The sequence below is a fragment of the Nonomuraea sp. NPDC003707 genome, assembly GCF_053587055.1.
In genome coordinates this window covers 44,017-60,414 of sequence record NZ_JBSFNK010000037.1, presented here as the reverse complement: position 1 = coordinate 60,414, position 16,398 = coordinate 44,017, and the positions used below count along the sequence as shown (strand labels likewise).

Genomic DNA, 16,398 nt, shown 5'->3' with positions numbered 1-16,398 from the left:
TAGTCCCGACCGGATTCGAACCGGCGCTACCGCCTTGAGAGGGCGGCGTCCTGGGCCACTAGACGACGGGACCCTGTCCACAAGCTGCTGGTGCCGGGATCTCCCCGGCAACGCAGGTAACTCTACCGCACCCCGGAGACCACTCCAAACTGCTTAACGGCCCATCAGGTCGGGCCTGTGGCAGCGTACCCAAGCCCCCATGGCCCCGCCTTCCCACAGCGGGTCGAACTCCCCGAGCGGGATCGCCACCTCCGGCCGGCCGGTGACCGGGTCCACGGGGACGTGGGCCAGCCGCTCGCGCATCCAGCCCGGCACCCGCGGTGGCACCGTACGCTCGCCCCACCCGACGAGCCCCACCGAGCGCAGCGGCTCCACCCGTACCCGCACGCCGCCCGGACGGCCGATGCGCCTGGGGCTGGCCAGTTGGGTGTCCACGACGTCGATCCTGGTGATGTCGGGCCAGCGGAGGCGGACGCGGAAGCCGTATGAGTCGGTCAGCTCCACGCCGTCGGCGGAGAAGCGGACGACGGTGCCGGTGGTCAGACGGCGGTGCTTGGCCACGAGCACGGCCAGGAGGCCAGCGGTGGCCAACGCCCCGATGACGGCGCCCAGCGGGGTGCTGCCGGTGAAGATGGCGCCGAGGAGCAGGCAGACGACAAAGAAGAGGGCGAGCGGAGCGACGAACGGGGCGACGAGGCGCGGGAAGTTGCCCGCGCGAATACGAAACTCATCCATAAGTCGGGCGGACTCTACCCAAACCACTGCCGTGACTCCACCCTCACGCCCCTCGCCCGCTGCCAGTCGGTGGGTCAAAACCTGGCCGGGGAAGCGCTCGTCTCCATCATCACTGTCAGTCGGTGAGGAGGCCGCGGCGGTAGGCCTCGGCCACGGCGGAGGCGCGGTCGCGGACGTCGAGCTTGGCGTAGATGTGCAGGAGGTGAGTCTTGACGCTGGCCTCGCTGATGAACAGGCTCGCCGCCGCCACCTTGTTCGTCGCTCCCCCGGCCACCAGGCGCAGCACCTCCAGCTCCCGTTTGCTGAGCCTGCCCCTGGTGGGCTTGCGGAGGGCCGCCGCGAGCCGGCCGGCCACGGCGGGGGCGAGGACGGTCTCGCCCCGGTGGGTGGCTCGGACGGCGCGCACCAGCTCCTCCGGCGGGGCGTCCTTCAGCAGGTAGCCGGTGGCGCCCGCTTCGAGGGCGGGCAGGACGTCGGTGTCGAACGTGGTCAGGACCAGCACCCGCGGGCCCGTGCCGCTGAGGCGGCGGATGGCGGTGACGCCGTCCATCCCCGGCATGCGCAGGTCCATGAGGACGATGTCGGGCTCGAGCACTGCGGCCAGGCGTACGGCCTCCGCGCCGTCGGCCGCCTCGCCGACGATCTCAAGGTCGGGCTCGCCGCCGAGTGCCGCGCGCAGGCCGTCGCGCACGATGGGGTGATCGTCCGCTATCAGCAGCCTCAGCCGCATCTCTCCCCTTCCGGCCGGCACCCGTCCCTCGTCAGGGTCTCACCCATCACCCCTCCTTGGGTCGAGGGTCGACTGACCACATGTCCGACGAACAGGGCGCGCCAGCCTCAGAGGTAGCGCCGCGCCTTTGGGCAAGGGGGTGGAGGAGGCGCTGGACGGGACGGGCGGGCGTGGGAGACGGCGAGCAGGGCGGGCGTTGGGGAGGGTGAGCAGGGTGCGGCGGTCTCTCCCGGGTGGTGGCCGTGGCCGGCTCGCGGATCATGGAGGGTCGTCCTCCGCGGGGATCGCGGGGATGGCGGCGGCTACGGCGGTGCCCTGGCCGGGGGTGGACTCGATGTGGAGGGTGCCGCCGACGGCGCAGACGCGTTGGCGCATTCCGTCGACGCCGAAGCCGTCAGCGGGCTCCTGCGAGGCGAAACCAGCGCCGTCGTCTCGAATGTCGAGGAGGACGGTTTCGTCCGTGTACGACAGGGTCAGGCCCGTCCTGGAGGCCCTGGCGTGCTTGGCGACGTTGGCCAGGGCCTCCTGGGCCACGCGGAACAGCGTGTCCTCGATGGGGGCGGCCAGGGCGACCGGGGTGCCGGTGATCTCGAGGGTCAGGTCGACGCCGGCCGACCGCGACCACGACTCGGCCAGGTCGTTGATCGCGTCCGGGAGCTTCGAGGTCTCCAGTGCCTCCGGGCGCAGGGCGCGTACGGACCGGCGGGCCTCGGAGAGACTGCGGCGGGCCAGCTCCGCCGCCTGGTCGAGGTGGCGGCGGCGGGTCTCGGCCCGGGAGGTGCGGTCGGCGGCGTTGAGCTGGCCGATCAGGGCGACGAGGTCCTGGGCGACCGTGTCGTGGATCTCGCCCGCCACGCGGTGCCGCTCGTCGAGCACGCCCGCCCGCCTGGCCTGGTCGAGGAGCCGGGCGTTGAGGGAGGCGTTCTCGGCCATGGCGGCGCGCAGGCGCTCGACCAGGCGGCGGCGCTTGTCGTGCTCGCCGGAGACGTACCAGCCGGCCACGACCAGCGGCAGCGCCACGCCCGCGATCACGGTGAGCAGGGTGCCCCGGGCGCCCGGCCCCGCCTGGGCCGTCACGATGACGATGGCGGTGAGCGTCACGCCCGCCATGGTCAGCCTGGCCGGGAGCAGGGCGCTGGCCAGCGGGTAGCCGATCGAGGCGAACACGATGAAGGCGGGGCTCGCGGCCGTCAGCACGGCGGCGAGCGCGATCAGCACGAGGAAGTGGCCCACGACGAGCGCGCGGCGCGTGTCCCTGCGGGGGTGGAGCCAGCCGATCGGCGCCACCCACACCGCCGCGGCCAGCGCGACCGCCGGCCACCACGGCGCGAACGCCGCCGGGCCGGGGCCGAAGTCGGCGGCCGGCCCGCCGGACCACGACCCGGCGACCGCCGTCCACGTCGCCGCGGGGCCGCCGCCCGTCGCCGTCCACGCCGTCGGGAGGCCGCCCGTCGCCGCCCACCCCGGGCCTGCCGTTTCGGCGAGCCAGGCCGGCAAGGGACCGGCCAGCCAGCGGAGGAGGGGCCAGGGCACGTCCGCGAGGGCGGCCGCGGTCGAGGAGATCCCGAGCAGTCCGTAGGCGAGGCACAGAAAGGCCCCGCGTTCGCGCCCGTCGAGCCAGCTCATGGGGTCAAGCCTGGCATGGCGTCAACCGATCGGTGGATGCCGGACGTCCACCGCACGACGAGCCGGGCAGGCGATGCGCACCCGCTCTGAGCTGGGCGAACATCGAGTCATGAGCTTTCCGACCCGTAGGGACATGTTTCAGTACGCCGCCGTCGCGGGCGCGGGCGCCGTGGGCGCCCAGGCCGCCAAGCCGAGGCGGGAGGTCACCACGTACGTCTTCGTGACCGGCGCGAACGGCTCGGCCAGCGGCGACTCCGAGCTGACGCTGCGCGGCCACCGCACCGTGGGCGTGGCACTGCCGGGGCACGGCCCCGAGGAGCAGTTTCACCTCGCCTACCAGACCCCGCAGGACCTGGGGAAGCTGGCCACACTGCCGTCGCCGGTGGCGGGGGTCACGCTGGACGACTATGTCGAGGCCACGGTGGACGCCGTGCGGCGGGTCTCCGGCTACGGCCCGGTGATCCTGGTGGGCGGCAGCCTGGGCGGCGCGACCATCACGAAGGCGGCCGACGTGGTGCCCGACCTGATCGACCTGCTCGTCTACGACACCGCGTTCTGCTGCACGAAGCTGAGCTCGCCCAACGACTATCTGGGGACGCCGGAGGGCAAGGAGAGCCTGGCGGGCAGCGTGGCGGCGGGCATCATCGCCGACCCGAGGGTGATCGGCGCGATCCGCATGAACTGGCGGACCGGCGACAGGAAGTTTCTGGACGCGGTCAAGGCGGCGTTCATGGCGGAGGCGAGCGAGGGCGAGCTCCTGGCCATGCTGAACACGTTGCTGCCGGATGAGAGTCTCCTGGTGGGGAGCGCCGACGCCCGGGGGCGCAAGGAAGCGTGGGGACGGGTGCCGCGCGTCTACATCAGGCACACGCGGGACAGGGTGATCCCGCTCGCACTGCAGGACCGGATGATCAAGGAAGCGGATGCGGCCACGCCAGGCAACAAGTTCAAGGTTTACTCGGTGGAGGCTTCGCATGCGCCGACGGCGAGAACGTACCGGCTGATTACCGAAATCCTGCACAAACTGGCGAAAAGATAAAGCTGGGGTACCAGGACTCGAACCTAGACTAACTGAACCAGAATCAGTCGTGCTGCCAATTACACCATACCCCACCGCTTGCGACCCCTGGAGGGCGCTCTCGGCGACGTCCGAAAGAATAGCCCAGCTCTGGGGGTAAGACCAAAACGAATAGCCAACGAATCCTCCAGCGCCCACAGCAGCGGCCCTCACGTGCCAAGCTGAAGGGGACAAAACACCACGTGGAGGAGCCCCACCGTTGGCCGGTAACCCGTTCTTCACCCCTAGCGACCTGCCGTACGAACTGCCGCCCTTCGCCGACGTCCGCGAGGAGCACTACCTGCCCGCGTTCGAGCGCGGCATGGCGGAGCAGCTGGCGGAGGTCGACGCGATCGCAGGCAGCACCGAGGCGCCGACGTTCGACAACACGATCGCCGCGCTCGAGCGGTCGGGACGGATTCTCGACCGCACGGCCACGGTCTTCTTCAGCATCGCCGCCTCCAACACCACCGACGGCATCATGGAGATCGAGAAGGAGATCTCTCCCCAGCTGACCAGGCACGGCGACGCGATCCGGCTCAACCGGGCGCTGTGGGCGCGCATCAAGCAGGTGTCCACGGAGGATTCCGAGGAGGCCTGGCTGCTGGAGAAGTACCGGGAGGACTTCATCAGGGCGGGCGCCGACCTGTCGGAGCCGGACCAGGACCGGCTCCGGCAGCTCAACGAGGAGCTGTCGAAGCTCTCGACGGAGTTCGCGCAGACGCTGCTGAAGGCCTCGACGGAGTCGGCGCTGGTGGTGTCGGACCCCAAGGAGCTCGACGGCTTCGACCAGGCCAAGATCGAGTCGCTGCTCAAGGACGGCAAGTACGTCCTGCCGCTGCTCAACTTCACCGTCCAGCCGGGCCTGGCCCAGCTCACCGACCGCGACGTGCGCCGCAGGCTGTACGAGCTGAGCGTCGGGCGGGCGCCCGGCAACTTCGAGCTGGCGGCCAGGATGGCGGCGCTGCGGGCCGAGCGGGCGGAGCTGCTGGGGTTCGCCAACCACGCGGCGTACGTGGTGGCCGACCAGACGGCCAAGACCGTCGAGGCGGTCGAGGAGATGCTCGGCCAGCTCGTCGCCCCCGCCGTGCGCAACGCGCGCAAGGAGGCCGAGGCGCTGTCGGAGCAGGCCGGGTTCGACATCGAGCCGTGGGACTGGTCGTACTACTCCGAGAAGGTGCGCCAGGCCCGCTACGACTTCGACGCCGCCGAGATGCGGCCGTACTTCGAGCTCGACCGCGTCTACCGTGACGGCATCTTCTTCGCGGCCGGGAAGCTGTACGGCCTCACCTTCACCGAGCGGCCCGACCTGGGCGGATACCACCCCGACGTGACGGTGTACGAGGTGTTCGACGAGGACGGGAGCCGGCTGGGGCTGTTCGTGCTTGACCCGTACGCGAGGGAGACCAAGCGCGGCGGCGCGTGGATGAACAACCTGGTCGACCAGTCGTTCCTGTTCGGGCAGCTGCCGGTGGTCATCAACAACCTCAACGTCACCAAGCCGGCCTCGGGGCCGACGTTGCTGACGTACGACGAGGTCAACACGGCCTTCCACGAGTTCGGGCATGCGCTGCACGGGCTGTTCTCCCAGGTGCGCTTCCCGCGCGTGTCGGGCACCCACGTGCCGCGCGACTTCGTCGAGTACCCGTCACAGGTCAACGAGATGTGGGTGACCTGGCCCGAGGTACTGGCCAACTACGCCAAGCACCACGAGACGGGCGAGCCGATGCCGGCCGAGCTGGTGGAGAAGCTGCAGGCGGCGGAGAAGTTCAACCAGGGCTTCAAGACCGTCGAATATCTCGCCGCGACCCTGCTCGACTGGGCCTGGCACAAGCTGGCGTCCGGGGAGACGGTGGCCGACCCCGAGGCGTTCGAGTCCGCGGCCCTGGAGACCGCCCAGATCGCCGTGCCACAGGTCGGGCCGCGTTACAGGACCAACTACTTCGCCCACATCTTCTCCGGCGGCTACAGCGCCGGCTACTACTCCTACATCTGGAGCGAGGTGCTCGACGCGGAGAGCGTGGAGTGGTTCAAGGAGAACGGCGGGCTCACCAGGGCCAACGGTGACCACTTCCGCCGCGAGCTGCTCTCCCGCGGCGGCAGCCTCGACCCGCTGACCGCGTTCCGCAACTTCCGCGGGCGCGAGCCCAGCATCCAGCCGCTGCTCGTTCGCCGCGGCCTCGACTGAGCCCGTGCGCCGGCGGCCCGCCCTGCGGGCCGCCGGCCGCCGGATCAGCCCTTCAGGCGGGCCAGCGCGGCGCGCAGGCGCTCCTGCGCCCGGGCGCGGCCGAGCACCTCGATCGACTCGAACAGCGGCAGGCCCACCGTCCGGCCGGTGATCGCCACGCGGACCGGCGCCTGGGCCTTGCCGAGCTTGAGCCCGTACGCGGTCCCGACCTCCTCCAGCGCCTCCTTGAGCGACTCGGGGTCCCAGCTGACCGTCTCCAGCCGCGACAGGTAGTCGGTGAGGATCTCCACCGGCGAGTTCTTCATCGCCTTGTCCCAGGACGCCTGGTCGAAGACCGGCTCGTCGAGGAAGAGGAAGTCGACGTTCTGCCGGATCTCCGACAGCACCGCGATGCGGGTCTGGGCCAGCGCCGCGACCTTGCTGAACAGCTCGCGGTCCCAGGACGGGTCGAGGTAGGGCTCGCAGCGCCGCTCGAACGTCTCCAGCGGCAGCGCCCGGATGTACTCGCCGTTGAACGCGCGCAGCTTCTTCTCGTCGAAGAACGCGCTGGCGGAGTTGACGTCCTCCAGCCGGAACAGCGGCATCATCTCGGACCACGGCATGATCTCGCGGTCCTCGCCCGGCCCCCAGCCCAGCAGCATCAGGTAGTTGACCGTGGACTCCGCGAGGTAGCCCTCCGCGCGGTAGTCCTCCAGGGCCACCTTGTCGCGGCGCTTGGACAGCTTCTTGCGCTGCTCGTTGACGATCACCGGCAGGTGCGCCCAGACCGGCGGCGTGGCGCCCAGCGCCGGCCACAGCAGCATCTGCTTGGCCGCGTTGCCCAGGTGCTCCTCGCCGCGGACGACGTGGGTGATGTTCTGGGTGATGTCGTCGACCGCGTTGGCCAGCACGTAGAGCGGCGAGCCGTCGGTGCGGGCGATGACGAAGTCCTCCTGCGCCTCGTTGGGGAACTCCACGTTGCCCCGGATGAGGTCCTCGACGACCGTGACGCCGTCGTCGGGGGTGCGGAAGCGGACCGCGCCCTCGGTCAGGCCGCGGTCACGGCAGTGGCCGTCGTAGCCCCGGTGCTCGGAGCCGGTGCGGGCCACCAGCAGCTCACGCGTGCAGTCGCAGTAGTAGGCCCGGCCGTCGGCCAGCAGCTTCGCCACCGCCTCGCGGTGCTGGGCCTCGTACGCCGACTGGAAGTAGGGGCCCTCGAACGCCGGGTTGCCGCCGTTGACGCCGATCCAGTCGAGGGCGGAGATGATGCCCTCGGTCCACTCCGGACGGTTTCGCGACGCGTCGGTGTCCTCGATGCGCAGCACGAAGCGGCCGCCGGACTGCTCGGCCAGCGCCCAGTTGAACAGCGCCGTGCGGGCACCGCCCACATGGAACATGCCGGTTGGGGACGGGGCGAACCGCACCCGTACTTCAGTCACGGGAGACCACCTTGTTCGTGAGTGTGCCGATGCCTTCGATGCCGACGCTGACCTCGTCGCCGATCTCGAGCGGGCCGACGCCCGCGGGGGTGCCGGTCAGGATGACGTCGCCGGGGATCAGGGTCATGACCGCGCTGACGTAGGCCACCAGCGCGGGGATGTCGTTGATGAGCTGGCTGGTGCGGCCGCTCTGCCGGATCTCGCCGTTGACCGTGGTCGTCAGCGCCAGGTCGCTCGCGTCGAGGTCGGTCTGGATCCACGGCCCCAGCGGGCAGAACGTGTCGAACCCCTTGGCCCGGGTGAACTGCACGTCCTTCTTCTGGAGATCGCGGGCGGTGACGTCGTTGGCGCAGGTGTAGCCGAAGATCACGTCCTTGACCCGCTCGACCGGCACCTCGCGGCACAGCCTGCCGATCACCACGGCCAGCTCCCCCTCGTAGTCGACGCGGTCGGACAGCGTCGTGGGGTACGCGATGTTCTCGCCGTGGCCGATCACCGATGTGGACGGCTTCATGAAGATCAGCGGTTCCTCGGGCACCTCGTTGCCCAGCTCGGCCGCGTGCTCGGCGTAGTTTCTGCCGATGGCGACCACTTTGCTCGGCAGCATCGGGGCCAGCAGTTTCACCTGGGACAGCGGGTGCCGCTCGCCGGTGAACTGCACCTGGCCGAACGGGTGACCGGCGACCGTGGAGATGACCTCCTCGCCCGGGCCGCCCTCGACCACGCCGAACGACACGCCTTCGCCTGTGGAGAACCTCGCTATACGCACCTGACAAGGCTATCGCCGCCACCGCCAGGCTCCGCCCAACGCGTACCTCGTGCCGCGCCGGACCAGGAGCAGGACCCTGGGGCCGCCCGCGTTAGCCTGGATCTCTCAGCAGGTGGTGTCGCCGACGAGAGGGGCCCCGTTGTCCGTCGTGAAGATCAACGTCCTGAACGTGCCCGCCGACATGCGCGAGGAGCTCGAACGGCGCTTCGCCAACCGGGCGGGCATGGTGGAGTCGGCCGACGGGTTCGAGTGGTTCGAGCTGCTCAGGCCGGTGGAGGGCACCGAGCGCTACCTCGTCTACACGCGCTGGCGCAGCGAGGAGGACTTCCAGAACTGGCAGCAGGGTGAGGCCTTCCGGCGCGGGCACGCGCAGGCCGCCCAGGCCGCCCAGGAACAGGGGCACGGCCACGGCCACGGCCACGGTCACGGGCAGGGGCCCGCGGCGACCGGCTCGGAGGTGTGGACCTTCGAGGTCGCCGAGAGCACCGGCCCCAAGTCATAGCCGATCCGGCTTCCAAGACCCCTTTCGGGGTCAGGCGTCCAGCGGGTTGCGCGCGATCCGGTCCACGATGCCGGCGCGGACGAACTGGCCGGCGATGCTGGACGGCTTGCGCGCGCCCTGCTCCGAGATGCACGCCCCGAACTCCTTGGCGATCTCCAGCCTCGGGTAGCGCTCCAGGACCTCGCGCCTGATCGCCTCGGGGATCTCCTCCGTACGGCGGCCCGAGATGTCCATGCCGGTCGAGAGCTCCAGCAGGTGGCCCTCCGGGTCCTCCTCCAGGGGCACCTCGTCCCACATGTGCCGGATGATCACCTCGCGGGCGCGTACCCTCCGCTCGGGTGACCAGCCGGCGCCGGCGCAGAAGACCCAGGCCACGTCGCCGCCCGCCTCCTCGAACGGCACCGAGTGGCTGTCGAACTCGGCCACCAGCCCGAGGTCGTGCAGCATGGCCGACACGTAGAGCAGCTCAGCGTCGAACGCGATGCCGTGCTCACGCGCGTACGCGGCCGCCCACAGGTAGGCCCTGATCGAGTGGTTGAGCAGCGAGGGCGTGTGGTAGCGGGCGGCCACCTCCAGCGCCCCGCGGCAGGCGGGTGTGTCCGGGATCACGAGGTCGTCGAATGTCACCGCACCAGCATGTCGCGCCGGGTACGGCTACGCCATGCGGGACACCGGGGGCGCATCGAGCATCTAACGAATCCGCCACTCAACTTGACCCATTGATCGCGATTCGGAAAGCATGTCCCACCTTCACTTTTTGTCCCGAAAGGAACTGGCGTGCGCCGGCTCGCGATACCTCTTGCCCTTTTGCTGGCACTCGGCGGGTTAGGTAGCCCCGCGCACGCCGACAAGGTGACCCGGACCGCGGAGTGCCAGGGCGACTGGCTGCCCGGCACCCCCACGGCCGACGACGTCATGAAGGGCGAGATCTCGCTGGTCGGGCTGCCCGCGTACAAACTCGGCAAGAAGATCAACTGGAGCGCGAGCCCGTACGGGAACCGTTCGTGGGAGTTCGTGTTCCAGTCGCTGCGCTGGATGGGCACGCTGGTCGTCGCGTACGAGAACAGCGGTGACCGCAGCTATTTGGATCGCGCCACCGAGATCACCAAGGACTGGGTCGCGAACAACAAGCCCGGGGCGCGCGGCACCAAGCCGTACACGTGGAAGGACCACCCGGTCTCGCTGCGCACGCAGCCGCTGCTCTGCCTGAGCATGCACGTCAAGGAGAGCTGGCTGAAGGACAGCCTCGCCGACCACGCCAGGCTCCTGTCGGACTCGCGGCTCTACAAGAAGGGCCACAACCACGGCATCGACCAGGACATCGCGCTCATGGGCATCGGCTGCAGGTACGGCCGCAAGGACTGGTCGGACCTGGCCTCCCGCCGGCTGACCGGCACGGTGAAGCTCGACGTCGACTCGCAGGGCGCGCTCATGGAGCAGGCTCCGCGCTATGCCGTGTACGTCTACAGCCGGCTGCAGGTCGCGATGACCAACATGAAGGCGTGCGGCAGGAAGGTGCCCGGCGAGATCGCCAAGCGGGCCGAGGCGATGAAGGACTTCATCGCCCACGCCACCATGCCGACCGGCTACATGGTGCCCATCGGCGACGGCACCGCCGAGACCGAGCCGAAGATCGAGACGGGGACGCCGAAGCAGGAGGTCAAGACCTACCGGGCGGGCTACGTCTTCGGCCGCACGGCCTGGAGCAAGCCGGACTCGGCGTACTACTCGATCAGGTTCGGGCCCGGGCTGAAGTTCCACGGCCACGAGGACCACCTGGGCGTCACGTACTACGCCCATGGCCGCAATCTCCTGGTGGACGGCGGTTTCCACTCCTACGAGAAGAGCGCCTACCGCTACTGGACGCTCTCCCCCGAGGCCCACAACGTGCCGACGGTGGTCGGGGCCCGCTTCAAGCCGCGGACGTCTTCGAAGCTCGTGGCGTCGAAGTACGGCAAGGACCGGCAGTCGTTCAAGCTGACCGACAAGGCGTACGGGGTGAGCCGCACCAGGTCGGTCCTGGTGAACCACGGCGAGGACCTGATGGCGGTGCTGGACACGGCCTCGGGCGGCAAGAAGATCAGCAACCTCTGGCGGTTCGACCCGTCGCTCAAGCTGGTGTCCAACGGCGGGGGCAAGGTCGTGCTCGGGGACGGCAAGTTCAAGGTCACCCTGCTGCAGTTCTCGTCGTCGTGCGACCGGGTCGGCGGGCAGAAGGTGGAGCGCGGCGGGAAGGTGGGCTGGGTCTCGCCCACGTACCTGTCGAAGCTGCCGGCCAATGTGGTGGTGTCGCCGGCGGCGCGGTCGCTGCTGACGGTGATCGTGCCCGGGACGGACTCGCCCAAGGTGTCCTGCTCGGGCGGGAAGGTCACGGTGGACGGCACCTCGTTCTCCGCCAAGGCGTTCTAGCCTCGGCCCCTGCCGTCAGCCCAGGAAAGAGCCGCCTCCGTCCACCATGATCGAGCAGCCGGTGATGAATGAGGCGTCCGGCCCGGCCAGGAAGACGGCGGCGCGCCCGATGTCGGCCTCCGCGTCACCGGTGCGCCGCAGCGACAGGCCGGACAGCGCCGCGTCCAGCTCGTCCGGCCGCGTGTCGAAGTAGGATTTCGCCCCTTCGCTGAGCGCGAAGGGGCAGATCGCGTTGACCGTGATGTCGTGGGCGCCCCACTCGCGGGCCGCGGTCCTGGTGAGGCCGCCGACGGCGGCCTTCGCCGAGACGTACGCGCCGTAACCGACCAGCCCCTGGATCTCGGAGCCGGAGCGCAGGTTGATGACGCGACCGCCGCCCTTGAGGTGAGGGAAGCAGGCCCGCATGAAGTACGTGCTGGCCATGGGGCCGGTGCGGAACGCCAGCTCGAGATCCTCGTCGGTGATCTCCTCCAGCGGCACCCCGACGCGGGCCGCCATCGCGTTGTTGACCAGGATGTCCACGGTGCCGAACCGCTCGACCACCGCGGCCACCGCGGCGCCGACGGCAGCGGAGTCGCGGATGTCGCAGGTCAGCGGGATCGCCGCAGCGCCGAGGCGCTCGATCTCGCCGGCCGTCCCGGCCGCCGCCTCGCCGTTGAGGTCGACGACGGCGATCGAGGCGCCCTCCTTGGCCATGGCCGTCGCGATGCCGCGCCCGATCCCCTGCCCGGCACCTGTCACTATCGCGACCTTGCCCTCCAACGAACCCATGACGGCTCCTTCCCTTCGCACTATCCAACACCTGTCGGCTAAACAACGGGTGTCGTCAAAGTACACTGAGCCCGTGCCCGAAGAGAAGCCCCCGCCGACCGGCCGCGTCCAGGCCGACCCCCGCGCGCGGCGATCCCTGGCCGCGCTGCAGCAGGCGCTGCTGGATCTGGTCCTGGACAAGGAACTGGGGCAGATCACGGTGGCCGACGTCACCAAGCGGGCCGGCCTGAACCGCTCGACCTTCTACGACCACTTCTCCGACGTCCACGCCCTCGCCGAGTCGGCCTGCGCGGCGATGTTCGACGGCCTGGTCGCCGCCGCGCCGAAGCTGGGCCGGTACGTGGTGGCCCGGAGCGAGCCGCCCGTCGAGACCACGCGGTTGTTCGCGCACGTCGCCGAGCACGCACACCTGTACCGGGCGCTGCTGGGCCCCGACGGCAGCGCCCGGCTCCAGGACCACCTGCGGCACCGCATGACCGTCGCCATCCACGTCAGCGGACAGCACACCTCACCGGACGACGGCGGCTCCACCCATGTCGACGATCCTGCGGACATCCCTCATGACGTTCCGGCGGCGTTCGTCGCGGGGGCACTGCTGTCGGTGGCGGCGGACTGGGTGCGGCGGGGGTGCCCGGGCACCCCCGAGGAGCTCTCCGCGGCGGTCTGGCCCCTGATGGTCGGCGCCTCACCCTGAGCCGGCGGCCGCCGTCAGAACATCCCGTACGGGATCTCGCCGGGGTCGGGCACCGGCTGCACCACGTCCCAGTGCTCGACGATCTGCCCGTCCACCATCCGCCATATGTCGACGACCGCGATCCCGCGCCCGTCCCCTGGCGGGACCATGTGATAGTGCAGCATCACGTGGTCGTCCTCGGCGATGACCCGCTTGAGGTCGAGCTTCGCCCCGGCGACCGGGGCGCTCGCGATGAACTCGATGAACGCGTCTCTGCCTGACGGATTTCCCGGGCTGTGCTCGATGAAGTCCTCCCGGAGCAGGTCGCGAAGTATCTCCACGTTCCCCGCCGCGAACTCCGAGAAGCCGCGCAGGACGATTTCCTTGTTGCGTTCGGCAATGCCGTTCTCACTCATGCGCCCACCATGCGGCGTCCCGGCCCGGCCCGTCGATTACATCCCATGTAATGGACAATCCCAGGTGAGGGGGCTAGCAGGGGGCAGGAGGGGCCGCTAGGCGGCAAGGGAGCGTAAAAACGACCCATCACGCAGATGCCGTAATTCGCACGGCCCATGTCATGACTAGACGGGGTACGGTGGATGCTCCCGCCGGCAGAATCGATGTGTGCAGGGAGCCTGCACCGCCGGATATGGCAATGGCATTGAATCTTGCCGATCCCGGTACACCCACCGGGCGTGGGTCTGTGGGTTACCGTGATCGGTGCTGCTGGCGCGGTGCTGATCTCCCAATGATGCTATGCCGTAGATCGGTGTGAGCAGTGGGCGCGCCCCGAGTCCGCCAGGCCCGAACTCCACATCTCAGATGACCCGGCATGGGACAGCGCCAGCCCGATTCTCAGGAAGTGGAAGGACAGCCTGCAGTCAAGACCAACAAGAGAAGCCGCTTCCAGCATTTCAAGGAAGCGGCTTCGAATATTTTAGCGCTCAACCCCCCAAAGACCGCCTGACGTACGTTTGCATACCCACCCTTTTCTCGTTTACCCGCCGGCTAGGCGGGCCTGGCGCAGGTCGCCCGGAGAGTGAATGTAATTGGCGAGGATGTGCGATTGACGAGGCGGAATTCCCATGCGGTGCCCGAGGTGCTCGGCGCGTCTCGGAGCTGAATGATATCTTCGGTCGATCCGAAAGAGCCCGAGTTCACGGTATAGCCTCCTCCGAGAACGACTTTACCGGCGGGACACTGGACCGCAAAGCTATTGATACTGTTTGGTCCAAGCGTATTTTCCGGGCCGACGACGACCTCGTAGTCGCGAAGAGCATTTCCTGGAGACGTTGTCGACTGCTGGGCGTTCTGTGTACAACTCTGGTTATTGGTTTGACTGCTCCCATCGCCGTGGAGCGACTGAGTGTTCTGCGGAATGCATATCACCGTCGGTGAAACGGCCATATTTGGCAACAGACTCGCATTTGGAATGATGTCATCGATGACATCGATGAGCGGCTCGGAGTCCGCATGAGCCGTAGAGCCGCTCGTGGCAATAAAGACGCTGGTGGCCGTGGTGGCGAGAACTGTGGCGAGTTTGGCCATTCCGTTCATGTAACGCTCCTGCTGCGGTGCGGCTTGTGGTGAGTGAACGGTAACGCTCCGGCGGCACTCGTTCTTCCGCCCAACACACCACCCGCCAGACCGTATTATGCAATCTTTACGCTTAATGGACAGCTTCGATCGGTCGTCTCCGTCTTCATGTCCGAAAGGTCGATGTTGCAGCATGGCGATTGGGGGCCAAGCTCAATGAGACGGAAGAGCTCCATTCCGGCCCTTTCCATCGGCCATCATGACTCGGGCTACCGACCCGGCGTACGAGTGGTCGAGGGTTTCCACCTTCATCGCCGCACTCGATGGCACCGCCTCGACTCCGAGCGATGGGCGGGGTCTCGCGTTGAGCCAGAGCCGGCGGAATTCCTCCACGTCTCCGCCCCACGCTTTCACTGCCAACTCAAACTGCCGCCACGCAGGCCGCTTCCGGACCCCTTCAAGCTCTGTACAGGGGAGCCAACGAGAGGAGCCAACGTACGCCGACTCCCCTCGATGGGGTCCACCTCCCCGCGACGAAAGCCCCAGCCGGCAGCCCCTGCAACCGACTCCCAGTGACCTTGCCGGACCCGTCAGCCTTACATGGCATGTAATGGACAACCGGCTACCAGGGGGTCAGGGGAGCCTCTGGTCCGTCATTTCTTGGAGATCATGACCTCGTGGCCGTCCGGGTCGGTGGCCTTGATGTAAGTGCCCCAGGCCTCCTCTACCGGGTCGGTCACGGTGACGCCGAGCTCACGCAACTGACGCACCGTCTCGTCGATGTCATCGCAGGCGAAGGTGAGAAAGGCGCCCTCGCCCGGCTTCTTGTCGAACGCCTCCGCGCTGTGCAGGGTGATCGAGGTCTGTCCGTTCGGCGGCTTGACCTCCACCCAGCGCGCACCTGGCCACATCTCGGCATCGACGGTCTTGGTGAAGCCGAGCTTGTCGACGTAAAAATCCACCGACCGCTGCTGATCGGCTACGTACATGACGGCGACGTTGATGTGGGTGATCATGGATATCCCTTTGTCGGCTCGACTGCATCGGTTGTCAGCGATGCCCGCACTGCCCTCTCTGCGCAGCGCGACATAGCAGAAGCCTATGTGAGCCGACCTTGCCGAACCCGCCGGCGTCACATCGCATGTGATCGGTGGATCGCGGTGAAGGCCAGGAGCAGTTCGGCGGTCCGCGGCGGATCTTCCACGATGGGCGAGTGTCCGGAACCGGGCAGCAGCTCGATCTTCGCGCCCGGAACGACGCCATAGTCGGCCGCGGACGAGGATCGCCACCTCCGGTCCTCCGCACCGAAGATCACCAGCAGCGGCTTGCCGAGGGCCTTCAGCCGATCCGGGAGCGCCCGCTCCTCCAGGTATTCGCGGGGTGCCTGCATGATCGCGACGAACGCATGGAAGCTCATACCGCGCAGCTCGTCCACGAACGCCTGCGGGATCGGGTGGTCCGCCCGCCTGAAACCGGTGCTCGAGAACTGGCGGATCAGCTCGTCGCTCGGCGGCCACTGCGAGGGTCCGATCGCGGCGGACTCCTGCGCGATGAAGGCGTCCATGCTGGGTCCGGTGTTGATGAGCGCGAGCGCGGTCACCAGGTCGGGCCGTTGCTCGGCGAGGGCGGTGGCGACCGCGCCGCCGCTGGAATGGCCGGCGACCACGGCGTGCTCGACGCCGAGCCGGTCCAGCGCCGCGCCGACCCTGCGTGCCTGGTCCGGGACCGCGTAGCTGCCGTCGGCCGGTTGGCCCGACCGGCCGTGCCCGAGCAGGTCGATCCGGATGACGCGATGGGAGCTGGTCAGCAGCGGAACCAGCAGGTCCCACCACATGGCCGAGGATGCCGTCCCGTGGATGAGCAGGAGCGGGGGTGCGTCGCGGGGGCCGTCCTGGCACACGTGGATGTCGCCGTCGTCCAGGGACAGGGTCTCGGTGGCCTCGGTTCCACCGTCGGAAATGGTCATGAGGCCACTGTCGCCGCC

The 16,398-nt window shown here is 68.8% G+C and carries 16 protein-coding genes and 2 tRNA genes; 5 read left to right on the top strand and 13 right to left on the bottom strand.

The window, feature by feature from the left end:
- From ACWDRB_RS54255 to ACWDRB_RS54240, 4 genes are all read right to left on the bottom strand, one after another.
- A tRNA-Glu gene (locus ACWDRB_RS54255) sits at positions 1 to 73 on the bottom strand.
- A gap of 80 nt (positions 74 to 153) precedes the next feature.
- Positions 154 to 735, bottom strand: coding sequence for a hypothetical protein (locus ACWDRB_RS54250; protein WP_449908391.1), 582 nt, complete (start codon positions 733 to 735; stop codon positions 154 to 156).
- Between the two features lie 115 nt (positions 736 to 850).
- Positions 851 to 1,465 (bottom strand): response regulator, encoded by a 615-nt coding sequence (locus ACWDRB_RS54245; RefSeq protein ID WP_449908390.1) that lies wholly within the window; start codon positions 1,463 to 1,465, stop codon positions 851 to 853.
- Positions 1,466 to 1,723: 258 nt separating this feature from the next.
- On the bottom strand, positions 1,724 to 3,091 hold the full coding sequence (locus ACWDRB_RS54240) for a sensor histidine kinase (protein WP_449908388.1): 1,368 nt from the start codon (positions 3,089 to 3,091) through the stop codon (positions 1,724 to 1,726).
- Between the two features lie 109 nt (positions 3,092 to 3,200).
- Between ACWDRB_RS54240 and ACWDRB_RS54235 the strand changes: the two genes are divergently transcribed.
- Complete coding sequence (locus tag ACWDRB_RS54235) at positions 3,201 to 4,130, top strand: alpha/beta fold hydrolase (protein WP_449908386.1); 930 nt, start codon at positions 3,201 to 3,203, stop codon at positions 4,128 to 4,130.
- Positions 4,131 to 4,132: 2 nt separating this feature from the next.
- Here the strand turns inward: ACWDRB_RS54235 and ACWDRB_RS54230 are convergent.
- Positions 4,133 to 4,204 (bottom strand) — tRNA-Gln (locus ACWDRB_RS54230).
- A gap of 164 nt (positions 4,205 to 4,368) precedes the next feature.
- Here ACWDRB_RS54230 and ACWDRB_RS54225 point away from each other — a divergent pair.
- Entirely contained in the window at positions 4,369 to 6,336 is a 1,968-nt protein-coding gene (locus ACWDRB_RS54225) for a M3 family metallopeptidase (protein WP_449908384.1), read from the top strand.
- A 44-nt stretch (positions 6,337 to 6,380) separates the two neighbouring features.
- Here ACWDRB_RS54225 and gltX read toward each other — a convergent pair whose 3' ends face one another.
- The gene (gene gltX / locus ACWDRB_RS54220; protein ID WP_449908460.1) at positions 6,381 to 7,712 is read right to left on the bottom strand and encodes a glutamate--tRNA ligase; all 1,332 of its coding nucleotides are present in this window, start codon (positions 7,710 to 7,712) and stop codon (positions 6,381 to 6,383) included.
- A 34-nt stretch (positions 7,713 to 7,746) separates the two neighbouring features.
- Positions 7,747 to 8,523, bottom strand: a complete 777-nt coding sequence (locus ACWDRB_RS54215) for a fumarylacetoacetate hydrolase family protein (RefSeq protein ID WP_364755622.1) — start codon at positions 8,521 to 8,523, stop codon at positions 7,747 to 7,749.
- 139 nt (positions 8,524 to 8,662) lie between these two features.
- On the opposite strand from ACWDRB_RS54215, the gene ACWDRB_RS54210 reads away from it, so the two are divergent.
- Positions 8,663 to 9,025 carry an antibiotic biosynthesis monooxygenase family protein gene (locus ACWDRB_RS54210; RefSeq protein WP_449908382.1) on the top strand — a complete coding sequence of 121 codons (363 nt, stop codon included), beginning with the start codon at positions 8,663 to 8,665 and terminating at the stop codon, positions 9,023 to 9,025.
- A 30-nt stretch (positions 9,026 to 9,055) separates the two neighbouring features.
- Here the strand turns inward: ACWDRB_RS54210 and ACWDRB_RS54205 are convergent, their stop codons facing one another.
- Positions 9,056 to 9,652 (bottom strand): HD domain-containing protein, encoded by a 597-nt coding sequence (locus ACWDRB_RS54205; protein WP_350729687.1) that lies wholly within the window; start codon positions 9,650 to 9,652, stop codon positions 9,056 to 9,058.
- 225 nt (positions 9,653 to 9,877) lie between these two features.
- On the opposite strand from ACWDRB_RS54205, the gene ACWDRB_RS54200 reads away from it, so the two are divergent.
- A complete protein-coding gene (locus ACWDRB_RS54200; RefSeq protein ID WP_449908380.1) occupies positions 9,878 to 11,434 on the top strand; it encodes a heparinase II/III family protein in 1,557 nt (518 codons plus the stop codon).
- 15 nt (positions 11,435 to 11,449) lie between these two features.
- On the opposite strand, the gene ACWDRB_RS54195 is transcribed toward ACWDRB_RS54200, so the two are convergent.
- A complete protein-coding gene (locus ACWDRB_RS54195) occupies positions 11,450 to 12,205 on the bottom strand; it encodes an SDR family NAD(P)-dependent oxidoreductase (RefSeq protein WP_449908379.1) in 756 nt (251 codons plus the stop codon).
- Positions 12,206 to 12,278: 73 nt separating this feature from the next.
- Between ACWDRB_RS54195 and ACWDRB_RS54190 the strand changes: the two genes are divergently transcribed.
- Positions 12,279 to 12,899 carry a TetR/AcrR family transcriptional regulator gene (locus ACWDRB_RS54190; RefSeq protein WP_355208849.1) on the top strand — a complete coding sequence of 207 codons (621 nt, stop codon included), beginning with the start codon at positions 12,279 to 12,281 and terminating at the stop codon, positions 12,897 to 12,899.
- 14 nt (positions 12,900 to 12,913) lie between these two features.
- On the opposite strand, the gene ACWDRB_RS54185 is transcribed toward ACWDRB_RS54190, so the two are convergent.
- From ACWDRB_RS54185 to ACWDRB_RS54170, 4 genes are all read right to left on the bottom strand, one after another.
- Positions 12,914 to 13,294: a nuclear transport factor 2 family protein gene (locus ACWDRB_RS54185; RefSeq protein ID WP_364262520.1), complete on the bottom strand. Its 381-nt coding sequence runs from the start codon at positions 13,292 to 13,294 to the stop codon at positions 12,914 to 12,916.
- A gap of 592 nt (positions 13,295 to 13,886) precedes the next feature.
- A complete protein-coding gene (locus tag ACWDRB_RS54180) occupies positions 13,887 to 14,435 on the bottom strand; it encodes a hypothetical protein (RefSeq protein ID WP_449908377.1) in 549 nt (182 codons plus the stop codon).
- A gap of 632 nt (positions 14,436 to 15,067) precedes the next feature.
- On the bottom strand, positions 15,068 to 15,430 hold the full coding sequence (locus ACWDRB_RS54175; protein ID WP_397373043.1) for a VOC family protein: 363 nt from the start codon (positions 15,428 to 15,430) through the stop codon (positions 15,068 to 15,070).
- A 116-nt stretch (positions 15,431 to 15,546) separates the two neighbouring features.
- Complete coding sequence (locus ACWDRB_RS54170) at positions 15,547 to 16,380, bottom strand: alpha/beta fold hydrolase (protein ID WP_449908375.1); 834 nt, start codon at positions 16,378 to 16,380, stop codon at positions 15,547 to 15,549.
- Between the last annotated feature and the right edge of the window lie 18 nt (positions 16,381 to 16,398).

Coding starts and splice junctions, on each gene's coding strand:
- ACWDRB_RS54180 (WP_449908377.1), bottom strand. CDS start 14,435: ATGAACGGAATGGCCAAACTCGCCACAGTTCTCGCCACCACGGCCACC.
- ACWDRB_RS54195 (WP_449908379.1), bottom strand. CDS start 12,205: ATGGGTTCGTTGGAGGGCAAGGTCGCGATAGTGACAGGTGCCGGGCAG.
- ACWDRB_RS54240 (WP_449908388.1), bottom strand. CDS start 3,091: ATGAGCTGGCTCGACGGGCGCGAACGCGGGGCCTTTCTGTGCCTCGCC.
- ACWDRB_RS54245 (WP_449908390.1), bottom strand. CDS start 1,465: ATGCGGCTGAGGCTGCTGATAGCGGACGATCACCCCATCGTGCGCGAC.
- ACWDRB_RS54170 (WP_449908375.1), bottom strand. CDS start 16,380: ATGACCATTTCCGACGGTGGAACCGAGGCCACCGAGACCCTGTCCCTG.
- ACWDRB_RS54250 (WP_449908391.1), bottom strand. CDS start 735: ATGGATGAGTTTCGTATTCGCGCGGGCAACTTCCCGCGCCTCGTCGCC.
- ACWDRB_RS54235 (WP_449908386.1), top strand. CDS start 3,201: ATGAGCTTTCCGACCCGTAGGGACATGTTTCAGTACGCCGCCGTCGCG.
- ACWDRB_RS54185 (WP_364262520.1), bottom strand. CDS start 13,294: ATGAGTGAGAACGGCATTGCCGAACGCAACAAGGAAATCGTCCTGCGC.
- gltX (WP_449908460.1), bottom strand. CDS start 7,712: ATGTTCCATGTGGGCGGTGCCCGCACGGCGCTGTTCAACTGGGCGCTG.
- ACWDRB_RS54175 (WP_397373043.1), bottom strand. CDS start 15,430: ATGATCACCCACATCAACGTCGCCGTCATGTACGTAGCCGATCAGCAG.